A 23,051-nucleotide genomic window follows, 5' to 3' on the forward strand; every position below is an offset into this window, starting at 1 on the left:
TATACCAATAGTAATAACTTTGAAATGAGGCAGAAAAACACGGATAGGACAACGGTTTGAAGATTATAGTCTAAATTAATCGTTTTTGACGTTTGATGAGGACAAATGTAAACGGTTGTCGTATGGTATTCCCCAAAGATAGTTAGTTACCCGAAGCCCCTCCTCCCAAGGCGCGTTACATGGGGCAGACCTTCGGGTAACCAGCAAGGCCAATTTAACAAGAAAAGAAAGGGGGATCATTTAACAGAACGGCAATTGAACGAAGAGGACATTTCGCGGTCTTGTCTGAAACATTGCAGTCCTGGCGGTTTTGCGCAACCATGTTGCTCCGATCTCTGCTCAATGAACACGTTACATAATTAAGCTTCACAAAGGCGCATCAGAAACAGCATAAGGGGAACCTCAGGGGCAAGAAATCAGATAAGTTTACGCAAAAGGAGGCGAAGGAGTACCATGCGGTCCGTCATTGGATGGCATTTATCTCTGGAATTTGTGACAACATTGGAACGGCTCCAAAGCTTTCCCATTGGAAGATATGGAGGATATCAATGAAAAGAAGATCGATAATCAGCTTGCTGACTGCTTTGATCATCTCGTGCAATCCGGTTCTACCTTTGAACCATCAAAATACAGTGTCTGCTGCTGCAGATAGCCACTGGCTGAATTATAAGTTTGATGGCTTCTCCAGCGATACCTTGAATCAAGGCTTTACCGCAAGTGGTGCTGCCGAAGTTCCCGCGGGGTCGAACTTTATACGATTGACACCGACAACTCCTAACCAAAGCGGAGCAGTATTCAACAATAGTGCCCTCTGTGCTAAAAACAATTATTCATTCAGTACAGCCTTCTCATTTAAAATGAGCGAAAGCCCTGACGGTCCCAGTGACGGGTTAACATTTACACTCCAAACAGGGACATCAAGTCCGTTGTCAGTCGGAGGGGGATTGGGATATTACGGGATTCAACCGAGCTTTGCCATCAAATACGATACTTTTCTGAACACCGTATATAATGACCCTTCTGCTAACTACATCGGAATCGCTGAAAATGGAACGGTGACGAATCAGGCGGGTTGGTACACTGATTTGGATCAGTATAATACAGCGAATGGTACCAATTATGTTTTATCGAACGGTACTCAGTACTATACATGGATCGATTACGATGGTGTGAACAAGAATGTCCAGGTGCGTTTAGGTACTGATTCGGATCGGGCAAGCTCTAAAAAAGTATTGGATGTAGATAACATTGATCTCGGTACTATATTCGATGGAAAACCCTTCCATGCTGGTTTTACCGCCTCGACGGGATATCCAAATTACGAAAATCATGATATCTACAACTGGTATTTTGTAAACGAGTACGCACCGATCGAAACGCTTGACCCTCAAAACGATTATAAGCTGAACGAGGCGCCAGCCCTGCCTGACGATACCAAGACTACAGGAGTAAATACGCCAGTTTCGGGAAAATCAGCGGGAACGGATCTAGATGGTGATACGTTAACGTATTCCAAAGGCAAGGATCCGGGGCATGGAACCGTCACAGTAAATCCGGACGGAAGCTGGACTTATACGCCAGAGACTGACTTTGTCGGTAAGGATAGCTTCACCGTCATCGTAGATGACGGCAAATGCGCTGAGGCGGAGGCGACGGTTACCGTCAATGTCACGTCCAATAATCCGCCAACGGCTCCGGATGACAAAGTAACGACGGATAAGGATATACCCGTGAACGGTACGGTTAAAGGAACGGACCCGGATGGAGATCCTTTGACGTATACCAAGGGGCAGGATCCGAAGAACGGTACAGTCACAGTAAAACCGGACGGAACCTATACCTATACGCCAAACTCGGGCTTTGTAGGTGAGGACAGCTTCACCGTCGTCGTAGATGACGGACAAGGCGGCAAAACCGAAGTTCCGATTACGGTAAGTGTCACGGATCCAAACTCCCCTCCTTCCCCGCCTCCTTTGTGTGGGAATAGAGTGGCATTGATTAACGGGAGTTTCGAGGAAGGTCCCGAACACGGCTCATTTGACCCGGTTAATGGCCCTTTTATGTTCTATGAATCCGAAGTGCCCGGGTGGAAAACAACAGATGATGCCGCCGGGGAAGACAAGCACTTGATTGAAATTTGGGATTATGCCCAAGGTTACGCCGAAGCTGTAAAGAGCGGACCTCCTCCAGCAGACGGCAATCGATATGCCGAAATTAATGCTGTTGAGAATGGAATGCTGTATCAGGACGTCGAGACCACGCCAGGACAAAAGATCTATTGGAGATTTTCCCATAAAGGTCTGTATGGAGTCGACACGATGCAGCTTCGTATAGGTCCGGCAACAGATAACCCATACGATACCTCAGTGATTCAGCAGATGTCGGATGGCAATACGGCCTGGGGAACTTATACGGGAAGCTATACAGTGCCGGAAGGTCAAACCACGACACGGTTTGGGTTTGAAGCCGTCTCGACGTCCAACGGATCCATCGGACACGGCAACCATCTGGATAATATCTTCCTGGGTACCGGACCATGCGGTATCGTAACCAAGACCGTGGACCAGACCCAAGATGTTAAAGCAGGCGATACCCTCACCTACACGGTAAATTTCAAAAATGAAGGCGGAGATGTCGCGGATCATACCGTATTGGCAGATCCCATCCCTGCAGGCACCGAATACGTTCCTGGATCCTTAGAGATTACCCAAGGTCCGAACACAGGAAGCTTAACGGATGCAGTTGGCGATGATCCAGGCGAATTTGACTCAGCCGCCAACAAAATTGTTGTTCGTATAGGAACTGGTGCAACAGGGGACGATGGCGGAAGAATCCCGAATACGGATGCCCTTCCTGAAGGAGCGACCGTTCAATTTAAGGTCAAAGTACTTCCTGACTTTAATGGAGATCAGATTACGAATAAAGCTGTCGTCCATTATGATGACTTGTTAACCAGCCAAACCGAGACTCGTGAATCGAATGTAACCGAAAGTGCAATTACTCAAAACCAGTCTCCGCCGGCCCCATGTGTTGGAACCCAAGTGGCATTGACAAACGGCAGCTTTGAGGAAGGCCTTGCCAGAGGAACTGCTGTTGATGGATCAGGACTCTACTACAATGAATCTGATGTGCCTGGTTGGAAAACAACAGACGATGCTAAAGGGAAGCCTATCATTGAGCTTTGGAACTGGAAACAAAATATCCCAGCAAATGTTAAGGACTGGCCAGCCCCCCCTGATGGAGAGAGATGGGCAGAACTCAATGCTTTTGAAAATGGCATGCTTTACCAAGATGTAAAGACAACGCCTGGACAAACCATTTATTGGCGTCTATCCCATATGGGTCGGCAAGGATCTGACACCATGCAGCTTCGGATCGGTGCAGCAACGGCTAATCCCTACGATACGGCAGTGCAGCAACAGATGACCGATGGAAACACTGCTTGGGGAACCTATACGGGAAGCTATACGGTTCCGGCCGGTCAAACGGTAACCCGATTCGGTTTTGAGGCTGTGAGTTCAGCTGGCGGAAGTATAGGCGCAGGCAACTTCATCGACGACATCTTCCTAGGTACCGGACCATGTGGTAGCGTAACCAAGACTGTGGACAAGTCCCAAGATGTAAAAGCAGGCGATGTTCTCACCTACACAGTAAACTTCAAGAATACTGGTGGAGACGTCGCGGATAACACGCTATTGGAAGATACCATCCCTGCAGGCACCGAATACATTCCTGGATCCTTGGAAATCACCCAAGGACCGAACCAAGGAAAGCTAACGGATGCCGTTGGCGATGATCAAGGCGAATTTAATCAAGACGCCAACAAAATCATCGTTCGTTTAGGGGTAGGTGCAACAGAGCAAGATGGCGGTAGAATTCCGAATACGGAAAGCATGCCTGAAGGGTCGGCCGTTCAATTCCAGGTCAAAGTGCTTCCCGACTTTAGCGGAGATCAGATAACCAACAAGGCTGTCGCCCAGTATGATAATTTGTTAGACAACAAAACAGAGACTCATGAATCGAACGAAACTAACAGTACTGTCATTAAGAACCAACCGCCAACGGCGTCGGATGACAAAGTAACAACAGAGAAAGACAAACCGACAACTGGCACAGTTAAGGGTACAGACCCGGATGGAGATCCTTTGAAGTATACCAAAGGCGAAGATCCAAAGCACGGTACAGTCGAGGTAAACCCGGACGGAACCTATACCTATACACCGGACCCGGACTTTGTCGGCGAAGACAGCTTCACTGTCATCGTCGATGACGGCAAAGGCGGCACCAAAGAGGTTACGGTGACCGTGGACGTGAAGGAGCCAGGAACTCCTCCTACGCCACCTGCTAACCAGCCGCCAACGGCGCCGGATGATTCTGTAACGACGGAAAAAGATAAACCGACGACTGGCACAGTTAAGGGATCGGACCCGGATGGAGATCCTTTGACGTATACCAATGGCGAAGATCCAAAGCACGGTACAGTCGAGGTAAATCCAGACGGAACCTATACCTATACGCCGGACCCGGGCTTCGTCGGTGAAGACAGCTTCACCGTCATTGTAGATGACGGCAAAGGCGGTACCAAAGAGGTTACGGTGACCGTGGATGTGAAGGAGCCAACGAATCCTCCTACTCCGCCGGCTAACCAGCCTCCAACGGCTTCGGATAGCAAGGTAACGACGGATAAAGGGACATCCGTGACCGATAGCGTTTACGGTACAGACCCGGATGGAGATCCTTTGACGTATACCAAAGGCGAAGATCCAAAGCACGGTACAGTCGAGGTAAATCCAGACGGAACCTATACTTATACGCCGGACCCGGGCTTCGTCGGTGAAGACAGCTTCACCGTCATTGTAGATGACGGCAAAGGCGGTACCAAAGAGGTTACAGTGACCGTGGACGTGAAGGAGCCAGGAACTCCTCCTACGCCACCGGCTAACCAGCCGCCAACGGCGTCGGATGATAAAGTAACAACAGAGAAAGACAAACCGACAACTGGCACAGTTAAGGGGTCGGACCCGGATGGAGATCCTTTGACGTATACCAAAGGAGAAGATCCAAAGCACGGTACAGTCGAGGTAAATCCAGACGGAACCTATACTTATACGCCGGACCCAGGCTTCGTCGGTGAAGACAGCTTCACCGTCATTGTAGATGACGGCAAAGGCGGTACCAAAGAGGTTACAGTTACTGTGGGTGTGACGGAGCCAAGTATTCCTAGTACACCTAGTACGCCGAGTACTCCAAGCACTCCAAGTACACCTAGTACGCCTCCTGCAACCAACCGGCCTCCGGTAGCGTCGGACGACAAGGTAAAGACTGATAAAGGGTCCCTCGTCACCGGTACCGTCAAGGGAACAGACCCGGATAACGATCCTTTGACATATTCCAAAGGGAAGGATCCTGAGCACGGGAAGGTTACGGTGAATCCGGACGGAACCTGGTCTTATACTCCAAATCCAGGCTTTGTCGGTGAGGACAGCTTCACCGTTATCGTAGATGACGGAAAAGGCGGCAAAACAGAGGTTCCGATTACGGTTGACGTTAAGGAGACAAATACTCCGCCGGTCATTTCTGATTCTGGAAACGGTACGACCCCATCGAATCCTGGAAATGGAACTACACCTGCAGAACCAGGAAACGGGACTAATCCAACGGAAACGGGAGGCGATCAAACCTCTCCAGCGGTTCCAGGAGAAGATTCATCGCCGGAAGTACCGGTGAGCCAAGAACTTCCTCCTTCTGCCGTTGAGGTTGATCATGAATTCCCGGCAGGAGAATCTGCTGCGGCAGGTTCTGAACAAACAGGCGTCCAGTGGGGCAGCAAGCTGCCGAATACGGCCACCAACCTGTATAACTTAGGCTTCCTTGGCATCATCATGCTGGTAACAGGCTTGATTTTGCGGCGGAAAAATAAAGCATAATGGCTTTTATTGCATCAGAAGAAAACACTTTTCATTTCGAAAAGTGTTTTCTTCACTATTTAAAAAAAGAAGGGACGCGATGTTAATGCGAAGGAAAGCCGGAGCAATCATGATGGTCCTTGGCATGATCATCGTATCCATCGCCATTTTCCAATATACTGACCACCAACTAAAGTTAAAACATGCTTTGGCTCAAGCAGAAGCCCTGACCGAGGCCAAGTCCAAGGATGCTCCTGCTCCAATCAAGCCCTTGAACACCACAAGTTCTCCTTCCAAGAGCTTGATCAATCGGCAGCAATTCCATCCAAAAGAGAACGACGTGATCGGATTGCTCGAAATACCAAAGATCGGCGCCAAACTGCCTATCATTGAAGGTACCGACGAAGAAATGCTGGATAAAGGTGTCGGTCATTATAGCCCCAGCGTGTTTCCATCGGATGGCGAACAAATATTGCTGTCGGGACACCGGGATACGGTATTCCGAAAATTTGCCGATCTCAAGATTGGAGATCGGTTCATCGTTAACATGCCGTATGGAACATTCGAATATGAAATGAAGAGCTCCAAAATTGTAGATAAAGACGATACGTCAGTCATTCGTTCCATGGAAAAAGAGGTTCTTGTCCTCTCTACCTGCTACCCTTTTCATTATGTGGGACCTGCTCCCGACCGATACGTTATTTACGCCTATCCGGTAACAAAAGATAGGGAGACATAAAACCGATGGTTACCCATAGGTGGTGAAGACCGCCGCCAGTCATCCGTTCAAAAGGAAGGCCCCTTGGAATAAGGATTTCCGAGCGGGCCTTTTTGCCTTGAAACACGTGAATCGCAGTCCCGAGGACTGCTGCAGCTCGCATTCACCTCCCTATAGCTTTATTTATTCAGAACGTATTCAGAGCCATATGATCTAATAGATATATCGGTCTATACGGAGGAATGCAAATATTTTATCAGTCAAAAGTGAGTTATTGGTGGTGAAGGAATGTTATCGAAAATACAGCAAGAAGCATTAAAACAAGCCTGGAAGCATGGAGGTAAGCTCATTCGTTGGAATGACGGAGGCTTTTGGACGTATGAGGGCGTTCTGCCGAAGGCAAGAAATGCCTCGACAAGGTTGCCTGATGTCGAATGGTGCTGTACGACAAATACGATTTTTGCGCTGGTTCGCCGCGGGTACATGGCTATGGATGATTGGCATACCTGTTCGGTCGTACAAGAAGAAACGCCTGAGCAACCGGGAACAATGGAGTGTTAGAAGTTTCAGAGTACATAAATATACCGTATCCGAGAAAACGCTGGGCTGTTAGGGGAGAGAAAGCCGCTTGAAGGTAATTATCGTCGATGATGAGCATCTGGCATTATTAAAAATGGAAAAACTGCTTCAGACACAGACCGCTGTTCATGTTCCGTGGAATGTGATCGGATCCTATATGAATCCGCACGATGCGCTGGCGGCATGCCGGATCGAGGTACCCGATGTGGCCTTTTTGGATATCGAATTGCCGGAGATGTCCGGCATGGAACTGGCTGAGCAGCTGCTCGCCATTCATCCGCAGATGCACATCGTTTTTGTGACTGCCTTTCAACAGTTTGCAGTTCACGCATTTCAGGTGAATGCCCTCGATTATTTATTGAAGCCCGTTCAACCCGCGAGATTGGCTGTCACGCTGAAACGAATCGCACAGTGCTTGAGCCTGAAAGCTGCGGGTTCCGGAACGATCCTGGTCTCACTGGAACAAAGCTTGTTGGCAAGCCAAACCGAATAAGCCAGGGAATGAAACGCTGAATACGATGAACAAAAACACAAAGCAGCCTGCAGAACAGGCTGCTTTGTGCTTTATTCTATGCTTTGAGGGGGCTCGAATTCCCGATGGTCCCCGGAGCTCTGGCTCGGAATCACGAAGGACATCACTGTCCCCTGCCCCAACTGGCTCTCGATCTGAAGTCCTCGGCCGTACCGCTGCAGAAGCCTCCGGTTCGTATTCTTCAGTCCAATGCCACCGGATGACGGTTCGCTCTTGGAATGCGGTTGAAGCAGATTCTGTACTTCCTCGGGAGTCATGCCCTTTCCGTTATCCCTGACTTCAAATCGCGTGCCATCCTCTTCCCGGTGGATGATAATCTGTACGGTTCCGCCTTGAATCCGGCTCAGCAGCCCATGCTTAACTGCATTCTCGACCAGCGGCTGCACCGTGAGTGGCGGTATAAACAGCGATAATTGCGGATCGATATCCCAAATGACCGCCAGCCGCGGCCCGAAACGCGCCTTCTCGATGTATAAATATGCCCGGACAAGCTCGAGTTCATGGGAGAGCGGCACCGCTTCCTCCGAGTTAATAAAATCGATGCTGATCCGCAGATAGGAAGTAAAGGCATCAGCCAGCTCCCGCATTTGATCTAGGTCGATATCGCTTAAAGCCATAATCGAATTGATCGTATTAAACAGAAAATGAGGCTGAATCTGTGCCTGCAGATATGCTGCTTCAAGACGGAGGCGCTCTTTTGCCGATTTTTTAAGTGTCGCCAGGGAACGTACCCGGTATTTCAGCTCAAGCGCATCCACCGGTTTCGCCACATAATCGTTGGCGCCGGCCATAAATCCGGCATAAATATCCTCCGGCCGGCTTCTTGCGGTCAGCAGCAGAATCGGCAGCTCGAAGCTGTTGTACCGTTCACGGACGATTCGCGTCAGCTCATAACCCGACGTATGCGGCATCATGACATCCGAAATGAGCAGGTCCCATGTCGAGGACGAGAGCTGCTGCAGCGCTTCCTTCGCCGATAAAGCGGTTTGAATCTCATACGGCTCCTCCGCAAAAATGCCTGCGAGCACCCTCAGGTTTACCGGATCATCCTCGACGACTAAAATTTTGATTCCAGCGGATATCGATTCGTCCAGCGGTCCACCGGCATGGCCAGTATAAACCGTCTCCATGGAGACTGCCGCTTCTGTGATGAGCAGGGAATCCGATGGAGCATCCTTCAGATCCTGATCCAGATCCGGCTCGTTACGGCCTCCTTCGGAATTCTCATTCTCTAGATCCGCCTGCAGCCAACCTTCAGCCTTAGGAAGCGTGAAGCTAAATACTGCTCCTTGTCCATGGGCCGATTCGGCGGTCAACCTCCCCCCGTGCAGCTCGACCAGCTGCTTGCAGATGCTGAGGCCAAGCCCGATCCCCCCATGATCGTCTTCATCCTCAGCCTGTTCATAGGGAAGAAAAATCCGTTCCAATGCGCCCTGTTCCAGCCCTCGGCCCGAATCGGCCACCTGAATGACAACCGCCTCTTCCTTGGCCTTGGCCGAAATTTCGATGACGCCTTCATCGGTAAATTTGATCGCGTTGTGCAGCAGGTTGAACACAATTTGGGTCAGCCTTTGTTCATCCGCATCAACCGGAGGAAGCTTGTCCGGTATCGACAGGACCACTTGAACGGGTTTCCCATCCGTCATATGAGCCAGCATGCTGACCACGCCGGACACGACAGATTCAACCTGCAGGGCTTCCCGGCGCAGCACGATCCGCTGATCCTTCAGCATGACGGCGTCAAGGAGGTCATTCAGCAGCTGTGACATCCGGCGGCTGATGGTGACGAGCAGCTCCATATTTTGCTGGCTTGCTTCCGACAAGGAGCGTCCCTCGCGGGAAAGGACTGATTGTGCAATGTTGATGATCCCGTGCAGAGGTGTCCGAAGCTCATGGGAAGTGTTCGCCAAAAATTGATCCTTCCGTTCGTCCGCCCTGCGAAGCTCGGCGTTCAGCCTGGCATTTTCCGCCGCATTCCGGAAATACCGCTTAAACCAGTACACCGAAAAGCCGACGACCCCAGCCACGATATCGAGCGGATAATAAATCGGGGTGAAACTCCAGTCGAAATTGACAAAGCCCCAAACGATATTGGAAATGACGCTTGTTGCCGCCAGCAGAATGATAAAGGCATCCTTCCGCTTTTGATACACCATCTTGACGATGAGCGCAAAGAACCAGATGCTCGGAATCAGGTATAACCAACCGAAGACATGATGGGTCCTTGTGATATGAACCAGATTGGCGGGGGCTGCAAGTATAAAGATCCAGTACAGCGCAGAGGCGCTCAAATAAGTAAGGAATACCGGCCCGCGCCGGACTTGCCCGGTAAACCCCCTGCCCATCAGCAGCATGCAGAACGGAACACCCAAATAAGACAACAGCCGTATTTTCAGCATCCAGGTATAATTCAGGGGAAACCAGCTCATCAGCACATACTCGTGGTCCGAAACCACCGTCAATCCCGCGAAAATGAGCAGGAACACAAAGGCAAGCAGCAGCTTCTCCCGCGGGTTGATCAAGACCATAATACCGGCGTACAGCGCATGAAGAAGCAGGATCGTAAACACGACCACCTGAAATACAATCGAATACCACCACTCAAAATCAATCGCCGCCTGCGTTCCGAACCGCATGGACTCGATGATGCCCCCGCGCGTGGGATCATGATAATTCGCCGATTGTACGAAAATATCAATCACGTTCTGCTCGTTCGGAGCAGCGTTTTTGGCGAAAGACTGGATGACCGGAATATACGCTTTAGCACTCGCCGCCGGTTTGCCAGCCTCACCGACGATGTTCCCGTTGACGATCACAACCGATGAAGCTTTAATTTCTTTAATCCATAATTTATAACGCTCGTCCGGCTGCTCATCGACAAGAATCCGGAGCCTGTAGGTCCCGTACCCGAACGACGAACTGCCTTTGTCCTGCCAAGCCGTGCTCCAATCTCCGGGAACATGGATCATACGCCTATCCTGATCAGCTTCGTCTGCCTGGCGGCTATCCGAGATCAACTGATCCGGATAAAACTCCCAATCCCCGTCCAACAAGAGGGAATGCCTGTCTTCCATAGGATGCCCGCGCAGGTCAAGAATGCCCTGCACAACCTTGGGCTGCTCATCCGTACCAAACGTATCCCACCAGAACCATCTTGCCCCCAGCATGAGGGCTAAATATGTAATGAATATGATGATTTTCTTAACCAAATTCTCCTGAGCCTCGCTTCACTTGAAGTCGTCCATATTCATAGTAACGGAAACAACTGCATCCCGCTATTGCAATCTTGGAGCGCCGGAAAAAAGAGGCTGGAAAGTAAGAGGCGTCAGCAACAAAAAAGACGGCTTCCTGTAACAGAAGCCGTCTAATATTGGAACCTGCTATATCTTCAATCCAAACGGTACAGCAGCCAAAACTGCGCGGTTCCGCCGGGAATGTCCTGCCACGTTCCTACATCCGTACCACTATTAATGCTTGCTCCGTTAACGTCAAGCGCTTTTCCCGTCTGCACATTAAACCATTTGCAGTAACCGTTGCCGGTATCCACGAGTTTCCACTTTTGCGTATCCAAGCCTTGATACTCGGCTAATCCCGCTCTCCCCCAAGCGGCCGCAGGATCGATCACAGTCAAAGCTTTGCCGGAGTCCGGATTCACGAATGAATAGGTTCCGTCCTCATTTAGGGTAACCTTCCAGCGCTGCGCCGCCCCTCCATCGGAATCGTCCTTCATTTGGGTCCATGTCTCGCCCGCTGCATTTGGGTCGGCCACACTGAGAGCTTTGCCGCCATTCGGGTTGATCAGTTTATACTCGGCTCCTGGCTTAATCGAGAATGTGTTGCTGCCAGCAAGTTCAATGTAGTCGATGTCAATGGCATGTTTGCTTTTCGCAAATTCGATGACGTTGTTGTAGCCTTTCTTCAACTCGACTTGGATCGAAACCGTTGCATATTGCTTGCTTCCCGTGTGAGGCAATGCCACCGTCACGGCCGGATGACCGTTCACCGACACCTGTTCCGAGGCATCGGGACCTGCGGTGTTCGAATACCTAATGTTTAAGGTATAGCTTCCTTCTTCGGGCACAATGACATCCTTGACCGATAAGGAGCTGTTCGTGTTATTGAGCCGCACGACTTTGCCGCCGGATGCGCCTGCTTCCTCCTTGATTAACGCTTTGGCCGGTGTTCCATGCTCCGCTTCAATCCGATAATCGCCGGACGGAACCGAAAGCGGACCGTTGGTCGGAACTCCGAAATTCGGGGAACCGTCGTTATTCCAGGTAAAAGGCTGTACCCTGGTCGGCCGGGCGCCGCAGCCTTGGCCGGGTCCGCTGTTGCCGTGGTACACGATCAAATCCTGCGTCCCGTCCTTGGATGGAACAAAGGAGTTGTGTCCCGGAGCGTAGACGCCATTGGCCGCAGACTTGGCGAAAACCGGCTGATCGCTCTTCGTCCATGACGCGGGATTCAGCAAGTCGCTTGCAGCATCCGCGCTCAGGATACCAAGCGAGTAGTCATCCTCCCAGCAAGCGCTTGCAGAAAAGACAAGGTATATTTTCCCCTGGTTTTTCAAGATGACAGCGCCTTCATTAACAGGCATGCCTTTCATTTCCCAGTCGTATTCGGGCTTGGTCAGAATACTGCTGTCTCCGTCCAGCGTCCACGGATTCGACATAGGTGCGATGGCGATCGCGCTGCCGTGGCTGCCCGACCAATCCCCATATGCCGCATACAAAAAGTACAGCCGGCCATTATGGTCGAATACGGTGCCGTCTAGTCCCGCATATTGTGTATTCAGCTTGCCTTTGTCCGTCCAGCTGCCCTGTAAAGGATCCGGGGAATCATTCTCCAGGACGTATACTCCCCGGCAATCATCGCCGCAGCCGGTATTCGCCGTATAGTAGATATACCATTTGCCGTCGATATGGTGGATCTCAGGCGCCCAAATATCCTTCAAGCCGGAAGGGGGCGTCCACACCGTCTTCCGTTCTCCCAGATCGATCGCGGTCAGTGATCTGGATTTCCAAATGTCCAGCCTGTTGCCTAACGTGCGTGTAAAGTAATAGTACCCATCCGAATGCAGCATCACGTACGGATCCGCTCCCGCCGTATTGATCGGGTTTGAATAGTTCATCGTTGACGCAGCTGACGTGGGGTAAGCCCCAAAAGAAGTCCATGTCAGCATAAAGAGAAGAATGAGCGATGTGCATTTAAAACCGATTCTTCTGACAGCATACATTGTTCTGGCACCTCCGGTATGTAGTGGTTTTGTTGATCGCGATCACGCAAAAACCATTATAGGCCAGGAAAGGCATGTAAAGTTACGGAAAGCGGCATATTTCTGCCGGACAAATTAACATAAGATAAACCGGATTCGACGGTCGAAAGCAAGAAAAACGTGTATCGACGTACATTTCTAGAACAGACAGACCGCGCGCAGCTGCCCCAAAAACCAAAGGCCGGCTCAGGAATGAGCCGGCCAACGAAATTTTCAACGTTAACGTTCGGATTAAATTCAACCTATGATTACGTGCAGATTATTCATTAAATCTATTTGGCCCGCTTGATGTCAAAAAAGTCGATTTCCCCGTAGCCTGCACCCTTGGTGAAACGGATGGTGTTGCTGCCCTTTTGAAGCTGAATGCGCGCCGTGGACAATCCCCAGTTCTCCCAGCCTTTATTCGTGATGTAAAAGGGACTCGGCATGCCTGAATTGACAGCCAGCTGAAGATGGGACCAGTCCCCTCCGGCCGTTCCGTTCGCGGTTCGCGCCATCAATATATATTCGCCGGCTTTCGGCACCTTCACGGCATATTCCACGTAGCTGCCTTGCGTATCGATATGTCCGGCCTTCATGCCGCCCGACCCGTTCGGACTTTGCGAAGCGTACGCTGCTCCGCCGAACGTCCCTTTTTCCCCTTCGACGCGGATATGCGGCGTTTCACCGGAAGGCAGCGGAATCGGGACATTGGGATCGGCCGGTACGCCCAGATTGGGCGTATGGTCGGCATTCCACGTGAATTTCTGCATGCGGATCTCCCGGTTCCATCCGGCACCGTCGAATTTGGCCGTATGGTACACAATCCAGTCCTCGGTTCCGTCGGACGATTGGGTAAACGAATGATGTCCCGGGCCATATAGCCCGTTTCCAGACGCGAAGATCGGCTGGCTGCGTTTCGTCCAAGAAGCCGGATTCAGCAAATCGCTGGAAACGCTGGCTGTGATGAGCCCGAGGCAGTAATCGTTCGTCCAGCTTCCGCTCGCCGAGTACACCAGGCTGATGACGCCATCCCGCACAACAACCTGCGGACCCTCGTTGACATAAGGCGAGTGGTTGGTCTCCCACGGATAGGTCGGCCTGGAAATTTCAACGCGGTTCGAGTCGATCGTCCAAGGATTGCTCATATGGGCGATGTACAAGTTCTGACTTACGTTGACATCCCCCTCCCAACCCGACCAAATAAAGTAGAGCTGTCCGCCCGCCTGCAGTACGGTGCCGTCAATGGCCCATTTATTCGCCTTGTCGGTGATCTGCCCCTTGTTCTGCCAGGTTCCCTGCGTCGGGTCCGCCGACGTATTTTCCATCACGTACATGCGGTGATTCGCGTTGTCTCCGTCATCCTTGGCGTAATAGATGTACCAGGCCCCGTCAATATAATGGAGCTCGGGAGCCCATATATTGCAGCAGCCCGTTTCGACGACTCGGGTCGGGGCCGCGTCGATCGTCGTCAGCTCGGCCGATTTCCAGATCGTTACGTTGCCGCCCGTCGTTTTCGTGAAATAGTAATAACCGTCCGTATGTTTGTAAACCCAGGGGTCCGCTCCATCCTGCATGACGACGTTATAAACATTGTTCCGGCTGGAAGCCGCGTCCGTGACCTGCCCCATGGGGACGAGCAGCAGCATGCATAACGCAAGCAGCAGCGGATTACGCACTATGGCCTTCATGTACAGGCATCCTCCTCTTCGGGAATATAAACTCGTACCGTCACCTTCACCTAACCCTTAATCTTCAATGGCCGCTTTGCGGGAATTGATGCGGCGAATCACTTCCGGATCAAACTTCTGTCGTCTGTCGTAGGTGTACAGCCCGTTTACTTCCTGTTCCACGTCATACAGCTGGGTATAACAAAATCCGAACATCATCGGGTGCTCCAGCAGAGCGCTCGTCAGCCCTTCGTACCGCTGGAGAAACGCCTCCTCGGATGTCGGCCGGTCGCCGTAGCCCCAAGCCTTGTCGTCCTTCTGGTCGGGGTTCCACCAGATGCCGCCGTATTCGCTGATAAAATAAGGCTGCCCGCCGTACGTCTGCCGGTTCGGAAACGTGTTATACACCTCGCCGCCCGTTTTCATCGGCTCGTATCTGGCCCGGAACGTCTCCGGATTTTGATCATAATCATGCAGGTCGAAAATATCCGTCACGACGTGGAAGTTGCCGCTGGTATCGATCACCGGGCGCGTCGGATCCAGCCGTTTCGTCGTCTCGTACACGATGCGCAGCACTTCGTTATCCTGCTTGGCGCCGTCCCGGTCCCACGTCTCATTGAACGGGCACCAGCCGATGATCGCCGGATGATTGTAATCCCGCTCCACACCTTCAAGCCATTCTGGCAAAAACCGCGACAAGCTTCCGGAAGTGGTAATGTCCAGCCCCCAGTTGGCATGCTCTCCCCAGACGAGGTACCCTAGCCGGTCGGCCCAATACAAGAAGCGCGGTTCGAACATTTTCTCATGAAGTCTGGCGCCGTTGAATCCGAGCCCCAGCGAAATCTCAATATCCTTCCGCAGATCCTCGTCCGTAGGTGCGGTATAGATGCCGTCCGGATAAAAGCCTTGATCCAGCACGAGCCGCTGGAACACCGACTTTTCGTTGATCCGGAACGCCAGGCCGTCCAGCCGCACCGTCCGCAGGCCGAAATACGAATCAACCGCATCGGCATCGGCGTCCGTCAGGTCCGGCCGACCGAGCGACAGCTTCAGGTCATACAGCCGGCCGTGGCCCGCCTCCCACAAATGGACTTCCGATACAGGCACGGTCACCTTGACGCATGGCCCTTGCACCACAGCCGTGGCCTCACCGACCTCCTTTCCTTCATAGAAGGCGGACGCCTTCAGCTGCGCTCCAGCGGTATTTCCGCTGACCTTCACTTCCAGGTGCACGCATCCATTCGCCGGATCCGCCACCACTTTCATGTCCGCGAGATACGTTTCAGGGACCTGCTCCAGCCATACGGTCTGCCAAATGCCCGTCGTGCGCGTGTAGTCGCAGCCATGCGAGTGGAAGCGCTCACTTTGCTTGCCGCGCGGCTGGCTACCCGAGCGAACGTCATCCTCCGCATAGACGGTCACCACGTTGGCGCCTTCCTTGACATGCGGGGTAATATCGAAGCTGAACGAGGAGTACCCGCCGCGATGCGTGCCGACGGAGGTTCCGTTCACCCACACCTCGGTTTCGTAGTCGACCGCGCCGAAATGAAGCAGGATTCTGCCGCTGTTCCAATCCTCCGGCAAGGTGAATTCCCGCTTATACCACACGGCGGCCATGAAGTCCTTATATTCTACGCCGGACAGCTTGCTTTCCGGACAAAACGGAACGGTGATCGTTCCTTCGAGCGCATGCTCCGGCTGGTGGTAGCCGCGCTCCTTCCCGCTCTTGCCGTGATCGATTTCGAACTGCCAAGGGCCGTTCAAATTCAGCCAGCGGTCCCGCACCCATTGCGGACGCGGGTATTCGGGACGGGGGATGCTGAGGTTGGATTCCATAGAATAGCTCCTTTTCGGGTTGATTTTAGTTAACTAATTAGTTAATCATTAATCCTAAAATACTCACATAGATAGTAAAATACCCGTGATATTTAGTCAATGATTTTCTTGTTTAGTTAACCTTTTGGTTATACAATGGATAGACAACACCTATCAGACCGAATCGGAGGCATCTATGGAAATCAAGGTAAGCCACGAAAATCTGCCGTTATTCGTTGCGCTGGCGTCGGATACGCGCATTCGGATGGTCGAAATGCTCAGCAAAGAAAACCTCAATATTAGGGAAATGGCGCAAAGGCTGAATCTCTCCTCCGCCATCGTCACCAAGCATGTTCAGCAGCTGGAAGAAGCGGGCATTCTCCGTACAGAGGTGACTGCGGGCAAGCGCGGTATGCAGAAGCAGTGCTCTCTTCGTCTGGAGCAAGCATCGCTGGTGTTCAAAACGGACGAAGGCCTGCCGTCCGAGCCGCATCAAGACGGCTATGACGTCGACATTCCAGTCGGCCAGTACTCCAGCTGCCAAGTCAAGCCCACCTGCGGACTGGCTTCCGAAACCAAGCTGATCGGCATGCGCGACGACCCGCGGTATTTCGCCGAGCCGGAGCATGTCAAAGCTCAGCATATTTGGTTCGCCGCCGGCTATGTCGAATACCGCATTCCGAACTACGTCTCCGGCAAAAACAGCATCAGCGAGCTTCGCATCTCCCTGGAGATCGGCTCGGAAGCACCCGGCTACGCCGAAGATTGGCCGTCGGACATTACGTTTCTGCTCAATGACGTTCCCGTGTGCGTCTGGACTTCTCCGGGCGACTTCGGCAGCGTACGCGGAAAGCTGAACCCTTCGTGGTGGGATCCCGGAAGCTCCCAGCACGGCCTGCTGAAAACGCTGCTGGTGACCTCTTCCGGCACGTATATGGACGGCGTGCGGATGTCGGATGTATCGATACAGGATATTCCGATCCTGCCCAGAGAAGAAATCCGATTCCGGATTCTGTCGCCGGAGGATGCGCGGAACGCCGGCGGCGTCAGCTTGTTCGGCAGGCACTTCGGCAATTACGGGCAGGACATTCAAGTCCGAATCCGCTACTAAGCCAAAGGCTCAGGCCAAACGGTTATGTTTGCAAGAACATGCCGCTTAGTCTGAGCCTTTTGTGATACTTTTTTCATATACTTGGCCTTCCTTCGATCATTCCTCTCCAGACGGCACAGGGAGATAATGCATATCGCTCCAGGGAACGCCGAAATCGGGCGTACCATCCGGATTCCAGCCGAACTTCTGTATGCGCGTCGAGCGGAGGCTCGTATCGGAGCCGGGCGAAGGAAGGGCATGAAAGACGATCCAGTCCTCCTGATCATCCGGAGACTTCGTAAAGCTGTTATGGCCTGTTGCATATACTCCGTTTTCTACACTTTTGCGAAATACAGGCTGCATCGATTTTTGCCATGAAGACGGATCCAGCGGATCGGCATCTTCATTCATCGTGAGCATACCTAAGGCATAATCCTCAGACCACGTGGTGCTTGCCGAATACACCAGAAAAATCCGGCCGTTGCGATGCAGCGTGACGGGACCTTCATTAATGGCCATTCCGCCTTGCTTTTCCCACGGGAGTGTCGGGGCAGTGAGCAAATGATGTTCCCCTATTAATGTCCAAGGATTGGCCATTTGGGCAATGTATATCGCAGATCCATAATCGGGGAAGTTTCCGTAGCCGGCATACAGAAAATAGAGCTCATTCCGCAAGGACATCACGGTGCCGTCCAACCCCGGGACTGGCGTCTCCAGCGCCCCTTTCCAGCTCCAATCGCCTTCCAGCGGATCAGCATTTTCGTTCTCCAGTACGCATATCCGGCGTGATTCATCGCCTCCCCCATCGTTCGCTGTATAGTAGATGTACCATTTGTGATCCAAATAATGTATTTCCGGCGCCCACAAATTACAGCTGTAGGGACCTCCCGGTTCGGGCGTCCAGATGGTCTTCTTGCGCCCCCAGACCAATCCCGTCAAGCTGGAAGATTGGGTAAGCTCCAAGCAGCCTGATCTTGTTGCCATAAAGTAGTAGCTGCCATCCTTGTGCTTAAGCACCCAGGGATCGGCGGCGTTGGCTACGATGGGATTGCAAAACGTCTTCGTTTTGGTGGACATCTTCTCACTCCTTTTCCCTGAACAAAGCAGTCATCCCTCTAATTATCCCGTGCGATCCTAAGGTAAACAATGTTGAAAGCGATTTACTTTTTGCGCATAAAAAGGAATTACCGAATCGTTTTCGACCGACGAAAAAGAGAACCGTCCTGCCGAACGGTCCTCATCATCATTCAATTCATGGATTCTGTTTGCGCCATTCCAGCGGAGTGACTCCAGTCGATTGGATAAAGAACTCATAAAACCGGCTGGATGAAGTAAACCCAACCTCAGAGGCAATCAAATCGATCGCCTTGCTCGTTTGCTGTAACAGCCGTTTGGCCTCCATCAAACGAAGGCTGATGATATATTGCTTGGGCGAGACGCCGACCGATTCCGTAAATTTCTTCCGAAGGTTGCTTTCGGACAGAAAATGACGCGCTGCCAGTTCGTTAACAGTAATCCGGGTATGATAGCTGCTGTGAATTTCTTTTAACACTTCTTCTATGACCCCGTGACGGATATCTGCTCCAGGCACCGCCGATTCTAAGTTACGCTGGAATACCAGCAGTGCTGTCTCAAAAGCGATCCTCATCATGTTGTAGGAGTCGATCGTTTTCCTTTGGGAATTCCATTCTTTCTCCAACTGAAACAAACTGATTTCCACCCAGCGCGTATCGTCAGCGTCGAGATGGCTGCTCCGGATGCGCTGCGACTCACTCTCCGCTTCATGAAAGAGATATTGGCAGTGGACCGGAAGGAGATCATGGAGAAAATGAACGGAAACACCCTTCCAAGGTTTTGTACACACGAAGCCATGATGAAGCCCGGAAGGGATTAGGATCAGGTCACCGGCAGCTACCTTGATATTCTGTTCGGAAGAGCTGTAGTATCCATCCCCTTCCAAAATAAGCGTTAACTCATCATATTCATGGGAATGCGACATAAAGAGGCCCTCACCTTGACTTGCCTGAAAGGTGTGAGGTTTAAAGCGCTCCATACTGACTACAAAACTCTTAACACGGTTTCCCAAAGTTAGCATCCTCTTTCCCTTGACGCTTCTTTCTCCTTTTCATTCTATGAAGTCCGTATCGCCCCGTCAATGATCCCGATAAGCCGAAATTTCAATCCATCAGAGCAATGAGCCAACCCCCGCTCGCTTTGTCCTTCAATAAAGAATAGGTCATGACGCCTTGCTCTATCTCTTTGTCGTTTATATTTCGATAAAAAGTAACGACCACTTGAATACGTTTCGAGTCTTCCTCATAAGAAATTTCATTAACTTCGGAGAATTCAAACTTCACTCCATCTCCGTTCATATAATCGAACCAATCCATATTCGCCTTGATGTCATTCTCACTAAGCATATTTTGTTTGAATTTCGCTCCATCATGATCAACAATGGCTTCCATATTATTTTGGACCTTGTTTGCTATATCCTCCGTAAAAAAACCTTCCACGTAATCCGATAGTTCAAAAGAAACGCCCTCTTGGAAATTCTCCAGACTCGGTTTATCCTGACGGAAGTCTTTTTGATAAAGAAGCGTTTTGCTGCCTGTTTTGGCATGGGAAGTAGTGGGAGTAGTGTTCGATTCATTGGCTTCCCCAGTGTTTTCTGCACGGTGAGTAGCCACTTCCCGGCTGACATCCACACGTTTCGGTTCTTGAACACATCCAGAAGCAGCAACGATCGCTAGAATAGCAATGACATGAAGCCCCTTTTGAAACCTCATTGTAATCAACTCCAATTCACAGACGGCATCCATCCCTATATATTCCAATATATCACATTAAAAAAATGCACCCTCCAACCGGTCAAATGAGCACAAGAAAATTGCATCGTTTGATCCTATGGAAAGATGCATATGAGAGTATACGACCCACTCTTTTGCAGAAGGATGAACCCAGCTCTCTCAGGACACCGGAATCGTCGGGGCCTTCGGCCGGCTGCGCAAAGCCCGGGTCGCCTGCAGGGTGATGGCATACACGAGCAGCGATACAAGAATGGCCCCAAGCAGCGCAGCCGTCGCACCCAGCTGAACATGCTGTTCCAGGAAACGATGCGCGGCCAGCCCCGTCACCGTCATGACGATCCCCCCGATGCCCGCTTTGATCACCATGCGGAAGTCAAAATAAAAGCCGATCGAGCCCGCTACCGCGTAGAAGTTGAGCACGGTCAGCATCAGGATGCCGAGCCCGAACCCGAGCGCCACGCCGCGGATCCCCAGGTTCGAACCGAGTACGAAGATCAGGCTGATCTCAAAAATATTGGTCATGATATGGTTCCACATCACGGTGGATGCTTTGCCCAGTCCAAGCAAAATCGCCTTCAGCGGCGCCTCAAAATAGTGGAGGAAAAACAGCGGTGCCAGCAGCTGCAGCAGCACCCCCGCTTCCGGCGAATGATACACGACCGTCGTCAGCGGCACCGCCCACATATACAGAATGACGGTGCAGGGCACGCCGACCAGCAGCCCCGTGCGCATCGCCATGTCCATGCGGCTGTGCATGAGCCGGGTGTCGCCCTCCGCGCTGGCTTCGCTGATCGCCGGAATCAGCGCCGTCGACAGCGACTGGGTGAAGAAGCCGGGGAGGAACAGCAGCGGGATCGCGTACCCTGCGAGCATGCCGAACTGCTTCGTGGCCATCTCCACGCCAACACCGGCAAGAACGAGGCTCTTCGTAATAACGAGCGGCAGAAATGCATGATAGATCGAATGGATGAAGCCGCTGCCGGTCATCGGCAGGCCGATGCGCAGCAGGTCCCGCAGCGTGCGGTCCCCCTTGAGCCGCACGCTCGGAACAAACCGCCGCTGCTCCTTCGATTTTCCCCGGTTCGCCCACTTGAACACGGAGAACAAATACAGCAGGCCGACGCCTTCGCCGATCACCGAGGCCCCCATGGCTCCCGCCGCCGCGTAGGCGATGCCATAAGGCAGCAGCATGTTGACGACGCCGATGATGACGATGATCTGCGCCACATTCTCCAGAATGTCGGATAAGGCGAGCGGGTTCATGTTCTGCCGGCCGCGGAAATACCCTTTCAGCACGGCAGACATGGCGATAATCGGGATGATCGGCGTAATCGCCACCATCGCATAATACGCCCGCTGGTCGGCCAGCACGATCGAAGCGATCCACTTGGAGCCGAACAACGCGGCCAGGGTCAGCACGACGCTGAGCGTCCCCGTTACCGACAGCGAGACGGCGAGAATCCGTTTAATCCTCGCCTCGTCCCCTTTGACTTCCGCCTCGGACACCAGTTTCGAAATCGCAACAGGCAGCCCGAGCTCGGTCATCGTAATAAACAGCGGAAGCAGCGGATGGGCAATCATCAAGAGCCCTACCCCTTCCGCTCCCAGAAAACGCGCCAGCACAATGCCGTTCACAAACCCAAGCCCTTTGGTAAAAAAAGACGACAGGGTCAAAACGAACGTTCCACGGATAAAGCTTTGCTTGTTTAATCCCATTGGTCACATCCCACCCACTGTTTGTCCTGATCTCTCTTTTATTAGCGTATTCGGACAAGGGGCAATACATGCAGACAACCCTGGTTTCTTCGAATGCCTTTCCGGCTCTATGCAACCAAAGAAAAACATAAAGGAAGTCAATGGCGACGCATATCTCACCATTGACTTCCTTCGAAAGAGAATATGAACTAAAGGATTACTTGTAAGTTCATAGCAGTTCATTACATAGGGGACAGTTTACCAAAGGAACGGATACGGATTTTTCGTCTTGCTCTATACGACCTTTTAATACGATATTTTTTGGATCGTCTGCAGCAGCAGCTCTTCCATCTCGGCATCATCCACGGAATCGAGCATGTCCGGGACGAACAGCTGGTATTTTTTCATCTTATAAAATTCAAACAGCGCCTGCTTCAACGAGAAGTCATGCCTCACAGCGAACGAAGGCTCTACCATCTGGCGGAGCATGAGATCGTCTTGTACAACAGACAAGGTGGAATTAACCGGATGAAAAACATTCTTCTCCACGCCCGCCTCATAAAACCGGCGCAAATTCCGGTGCCGCTCCAGTTCCGCCGTAACCAGCCTGTCGTATAGAACCGGATATACTCCCTTGAGGTCCTCCAGCAAAATATCGGGCATGTACAGCACGCATTGCAAAGATTGGATATACAACATATGGAATCTCTTGCCCCATGAGAGCTCCTCGTCCTGCAATTGGACGTCGGCATTTTGCAGAAAGGCGATGCAGTGATCCACAAACATTTCAATGATTTCGTCTTTGGATGAAAAATATTTGTACAGCGTCACTTTGCTGATATCCATGTGGCGGGCCATGTCGTCCATATTGATGGTGCTGAACTTGCTTTTTCTCAACACCGGCTTGATTTTATCCAGGAACAAATTTTTGTTCTCTATCTTTTTCATGTTGTCCTCCGCTCCAAACGCTTAATACTCCTATTAT

General features: G+C 51.6%; 13 protein-coding genes. 4 read left to right on the top strand and 9 right to left on the bottom strand.

The features are described 5' to 3' along the window. Window positions 1-548: 548 nt before the first annotated feature. From GCU45_RS11210 to GCU45_RS11225, 3 genes are all read left to right on the top strand, one after another. A complete protein-coding gene (locus GCU45_RS11210) occupies window positions 549-5,927 on the top strand; it encodes an Ig-like domain-containing protein (protein WP_167527118.1) in 5,379 nt (1,792 codons plus the stop codon). Window positions 5,928-6,012: 85 nt separating this feature from the next. Further along, window positions 6,013-6,645 carry a class D sortase gene (locus tag GCU45_RS11215; protein ID WP_152402976.1) on the top strand — a complete coding sequence of 211 codons (633 nt, stop codon included), beginning with the start codon at window positions 6,013-6,015 and terminating at the stop codon, window positions 6,643-6,645. Between the two features lie 607 nt (window positions 6,646-7,252). Next, a complete protein-coding gene (locus GCU45_RS11225) occupies window positions 7,253-7,696 on the top strand; it encodes a LytR/AlgR family response regulator transcription factor (RefSeq protein ID WP_152398983.1) in 444 nt (147 codons plus the stop codon). A 71-nt stretch (window positions 7,697-7,767) separates the two neighbouring features. On the opposite strand, the gene GCU45_RS11230 is transcribed toward GCU45_RS11225, so the two are convergent. The 4 genes from GCU45_RS11230 to GCU45_RS11245 all read right to left on the bottom strand — a co-directional run bounded on the left by GCU45_RS11230 (window position 7,768) and on the right by GCU45_RS11245 (window position 16,495). Next, on the bottom strand, window positions 7,768-10,944 hold the full coding sequence (locus GCU45_RS11230) for an ATP-binding protein (protein WP_341874556.1): 3,177 nt from the start codon (window positions 10,942-10,944) through the stop codon (window positions 7,768-7,770). A gap of 179 nt (window positions 10,945-11,123) precedes the next feature. Continuing rightward, complete coding sequence (locus GCU45_RS11235) at window positions 11,124-12,866, bottom strand: family 43 glycosylhydrolase (RefSeq protein ID WP_167527119.1); 1,743 nt, start codon at window positions 12,864-12,866, stop codon at window positions 11,124-11,126. A gap of 416 nt (window positions 12,867-13,282) precedes the next feature. After that, a complete protein-coding gene (locus GCU45_RS11240; RefSeq protein WP_152398985.1) occupies window positions 13,283-14,680 on the bottom strand; it encodes a family 43 glycosylhydrolase in 1,398 nt (465 codons plus the stop codon). Window positions 14,681-14,737: 57 nt separating this feature from the next. Continuing rightward, entirely contained in the window at window positions 14,738-16,495 is a 1,758-nt protein-coding gene (locus GCU45_RS11245; RefSeq protein WP_152398986.1) for a glycoside hydrolase family 2 protein, read from the bottom strand. Between the two features lie 175 nt (window positions 16,496-16,670). Between GCU45_RS11245 and GCU45_RS11250 the strand changes: the two genes are divergently transcribed. Beyond that, window positions 16,671-17,585, top strand: a complete 915-nt coding sequence (locus GCU45_RS11250; RefSeq protein WP_152398987.1) for an ArsR/SmtB family transcription factor — start codon at window positions 16,671-16,673, stop codon at window positions 17,583-17,585. A gap of 96 nt (window positions 17,586-17,681) precedes the next feature. Here GCU45_RS11250 and GCU45_RS11255 read toward each other — a convergent pair whose 3' ends face one another. From GCU45_RS11255 to GCU45_RS11275, 5 genes are all read right to left on the bottom strand, one after another. Further along, window positions 17,682-18,641 carry a glycoside hydrolase family 43 protein gene (locus GCU45_RS11255; RefSeq protein ID WP_152398988.1) on the bottom strand — a complete coding sequence of 320 codons (960 nt, stop codon included), beginning with the start codon at window positions 18,639-18,641 and terminating at the stop codon, window positions 17,682-17,684. A gap of 175 nt (window positions 18,642-18,816) precedes the next feature. Then, complete coding sequence (locus GCU45_RS11260) at window positions 18,817-19,659, bottom strand: helix-turn-helix transcriptional regulator (protein ID WP_280117528.1); 843 nt, start codon at window positions 19,657-19,659, stop codon at window positions 18,817-18,819. An 82-nt stretch (window positions 19,660-19,741) separates the two neighbouring features. Beyond that, complete coding sequence (locus tag GCU45_RS11265; protein WP_152398990.1) at window positions 19,742-20,350, bottom strand: hypothetical protein; 609 nt, start codon at window positions 20,348-20,350, stop codon at window positions 19,742-19,744. A gap of 180 nt (window positions 20,351-20,530) precedes the next feature. Then, window positions 20,531-22,087, bottom strand: a complete 1,557-nt coding sequence (gene spoVB / locus GCU45_RS11270) for a stage V sporulation protein B (protein ID WP_089548742.1) — start codon at window positions 22,085-22,087, stop codon at window positions 20,531-20,533. Between the two features lie 285 nt (window positions 22,088-22,372). Next, complete coding sequence (locus tag GCU45_RS11275; RefSeq protein ID WP_116233768.1) at window positions 22,373-23,014, bottom strand: TetR/AcrR family transcriptional regulator; 642 nt, start codon at window positions 23,012-23,014, stop codon at window positions 22,373-22,375. Window positions 23,015-23,051: the final 37 nt, after the last annotated feature.

The organism is Paenibacillus cellulositrophicus (assembly GCF_009363095.1).
GTDB lineage: Bacteria > Bacillota > Bacilli > Paenibacillales > Paenibacillaceae > Paenibacillus_AQ > Paenibacillus_AQ favisporus.

Excerpts from the sequence above, each read along its gene's own strand:
- GCU45_RS11210 (WP_167527118.1), top strand. The coding sequence starts at position 549 with ATGAAAAGAAGATCGATAATCAGCTTGCTGACTGCTTTGATCATCTCG.
- GCU45_RS11215 (WP_152402976.1), top strand. The coding sequence starts at position 6,013 with ATGCGAAGGAAAGCCGGAGCAATCATGATGGTCCTTGGCATGATCATC.
- GCU45_RS11235 (WP_167527119.1), bottom strand. The coding sequence starts at position 12,866 with ATGAACTATTCAAACCCGATCAATACGGCGGGAGCGGATCCGTACGTG.
- GCU45_RS11240 (WP_152398985.1), bottom strand. The coding sequence starts at position 14,680 with ATGAAGGCCATAGTGCGTAATCCGCTGCTGCTTGCGTTATGCATGCTG.
- GCU45_RS11245 (WP_152398986.1), bottom strand. The coding sequence starts at position 16,495 with ATGGAATCCAACCTCAGCATCCCCCGTCCCGAATACCCGCGTCCGCAA.
- GCU45_RS11250 (WP_152398987.1), top strand. The coding sequence starts at position 16,671 with ATGGAAATCAAGGTAAGCCACGAAAATCTGCCGTTATTCGTTGCGCTG.
- GCU45_RS11255 (WP_152398988.1), bottom strand. The coding sequence starts at position 18,641 with ATGTCCACCAAAACGAAGACGTTTTGCAATCCCATCGTAGCCAACGCC.
- GCU45_RS11260 (WP_280117528.1), bottom strand. The coding sequence starts at position 19,659 with ATGCTAACTTTGGGAAACCGTGTTAAGAGTTTTGTAGTCAGTATGGAG.
- GCU45_RS11265 (WP_152398990.1), bottom strand. The coding sequence starts at position 20,350 with ATGAGGTTTCAAAAGGGGCTTCATGTCATTGCTATTCTAGCGATCGTT.
- spoVB (WP_089548742.1), bottom strand. The coding sequence starts at position 22,087 with ATGGGATTAAACAAGCAAAGCTTTATCCGTGGAACGTTCGTTTTGACC.
- GCU45_RS11275 (WP_116233768.1), bottom strand. The coding sequence starts at position 23,014 with ATGAAAAAGATAGAGAACAAAAATTTGTTCCTGGATAAAATCAAGCCG.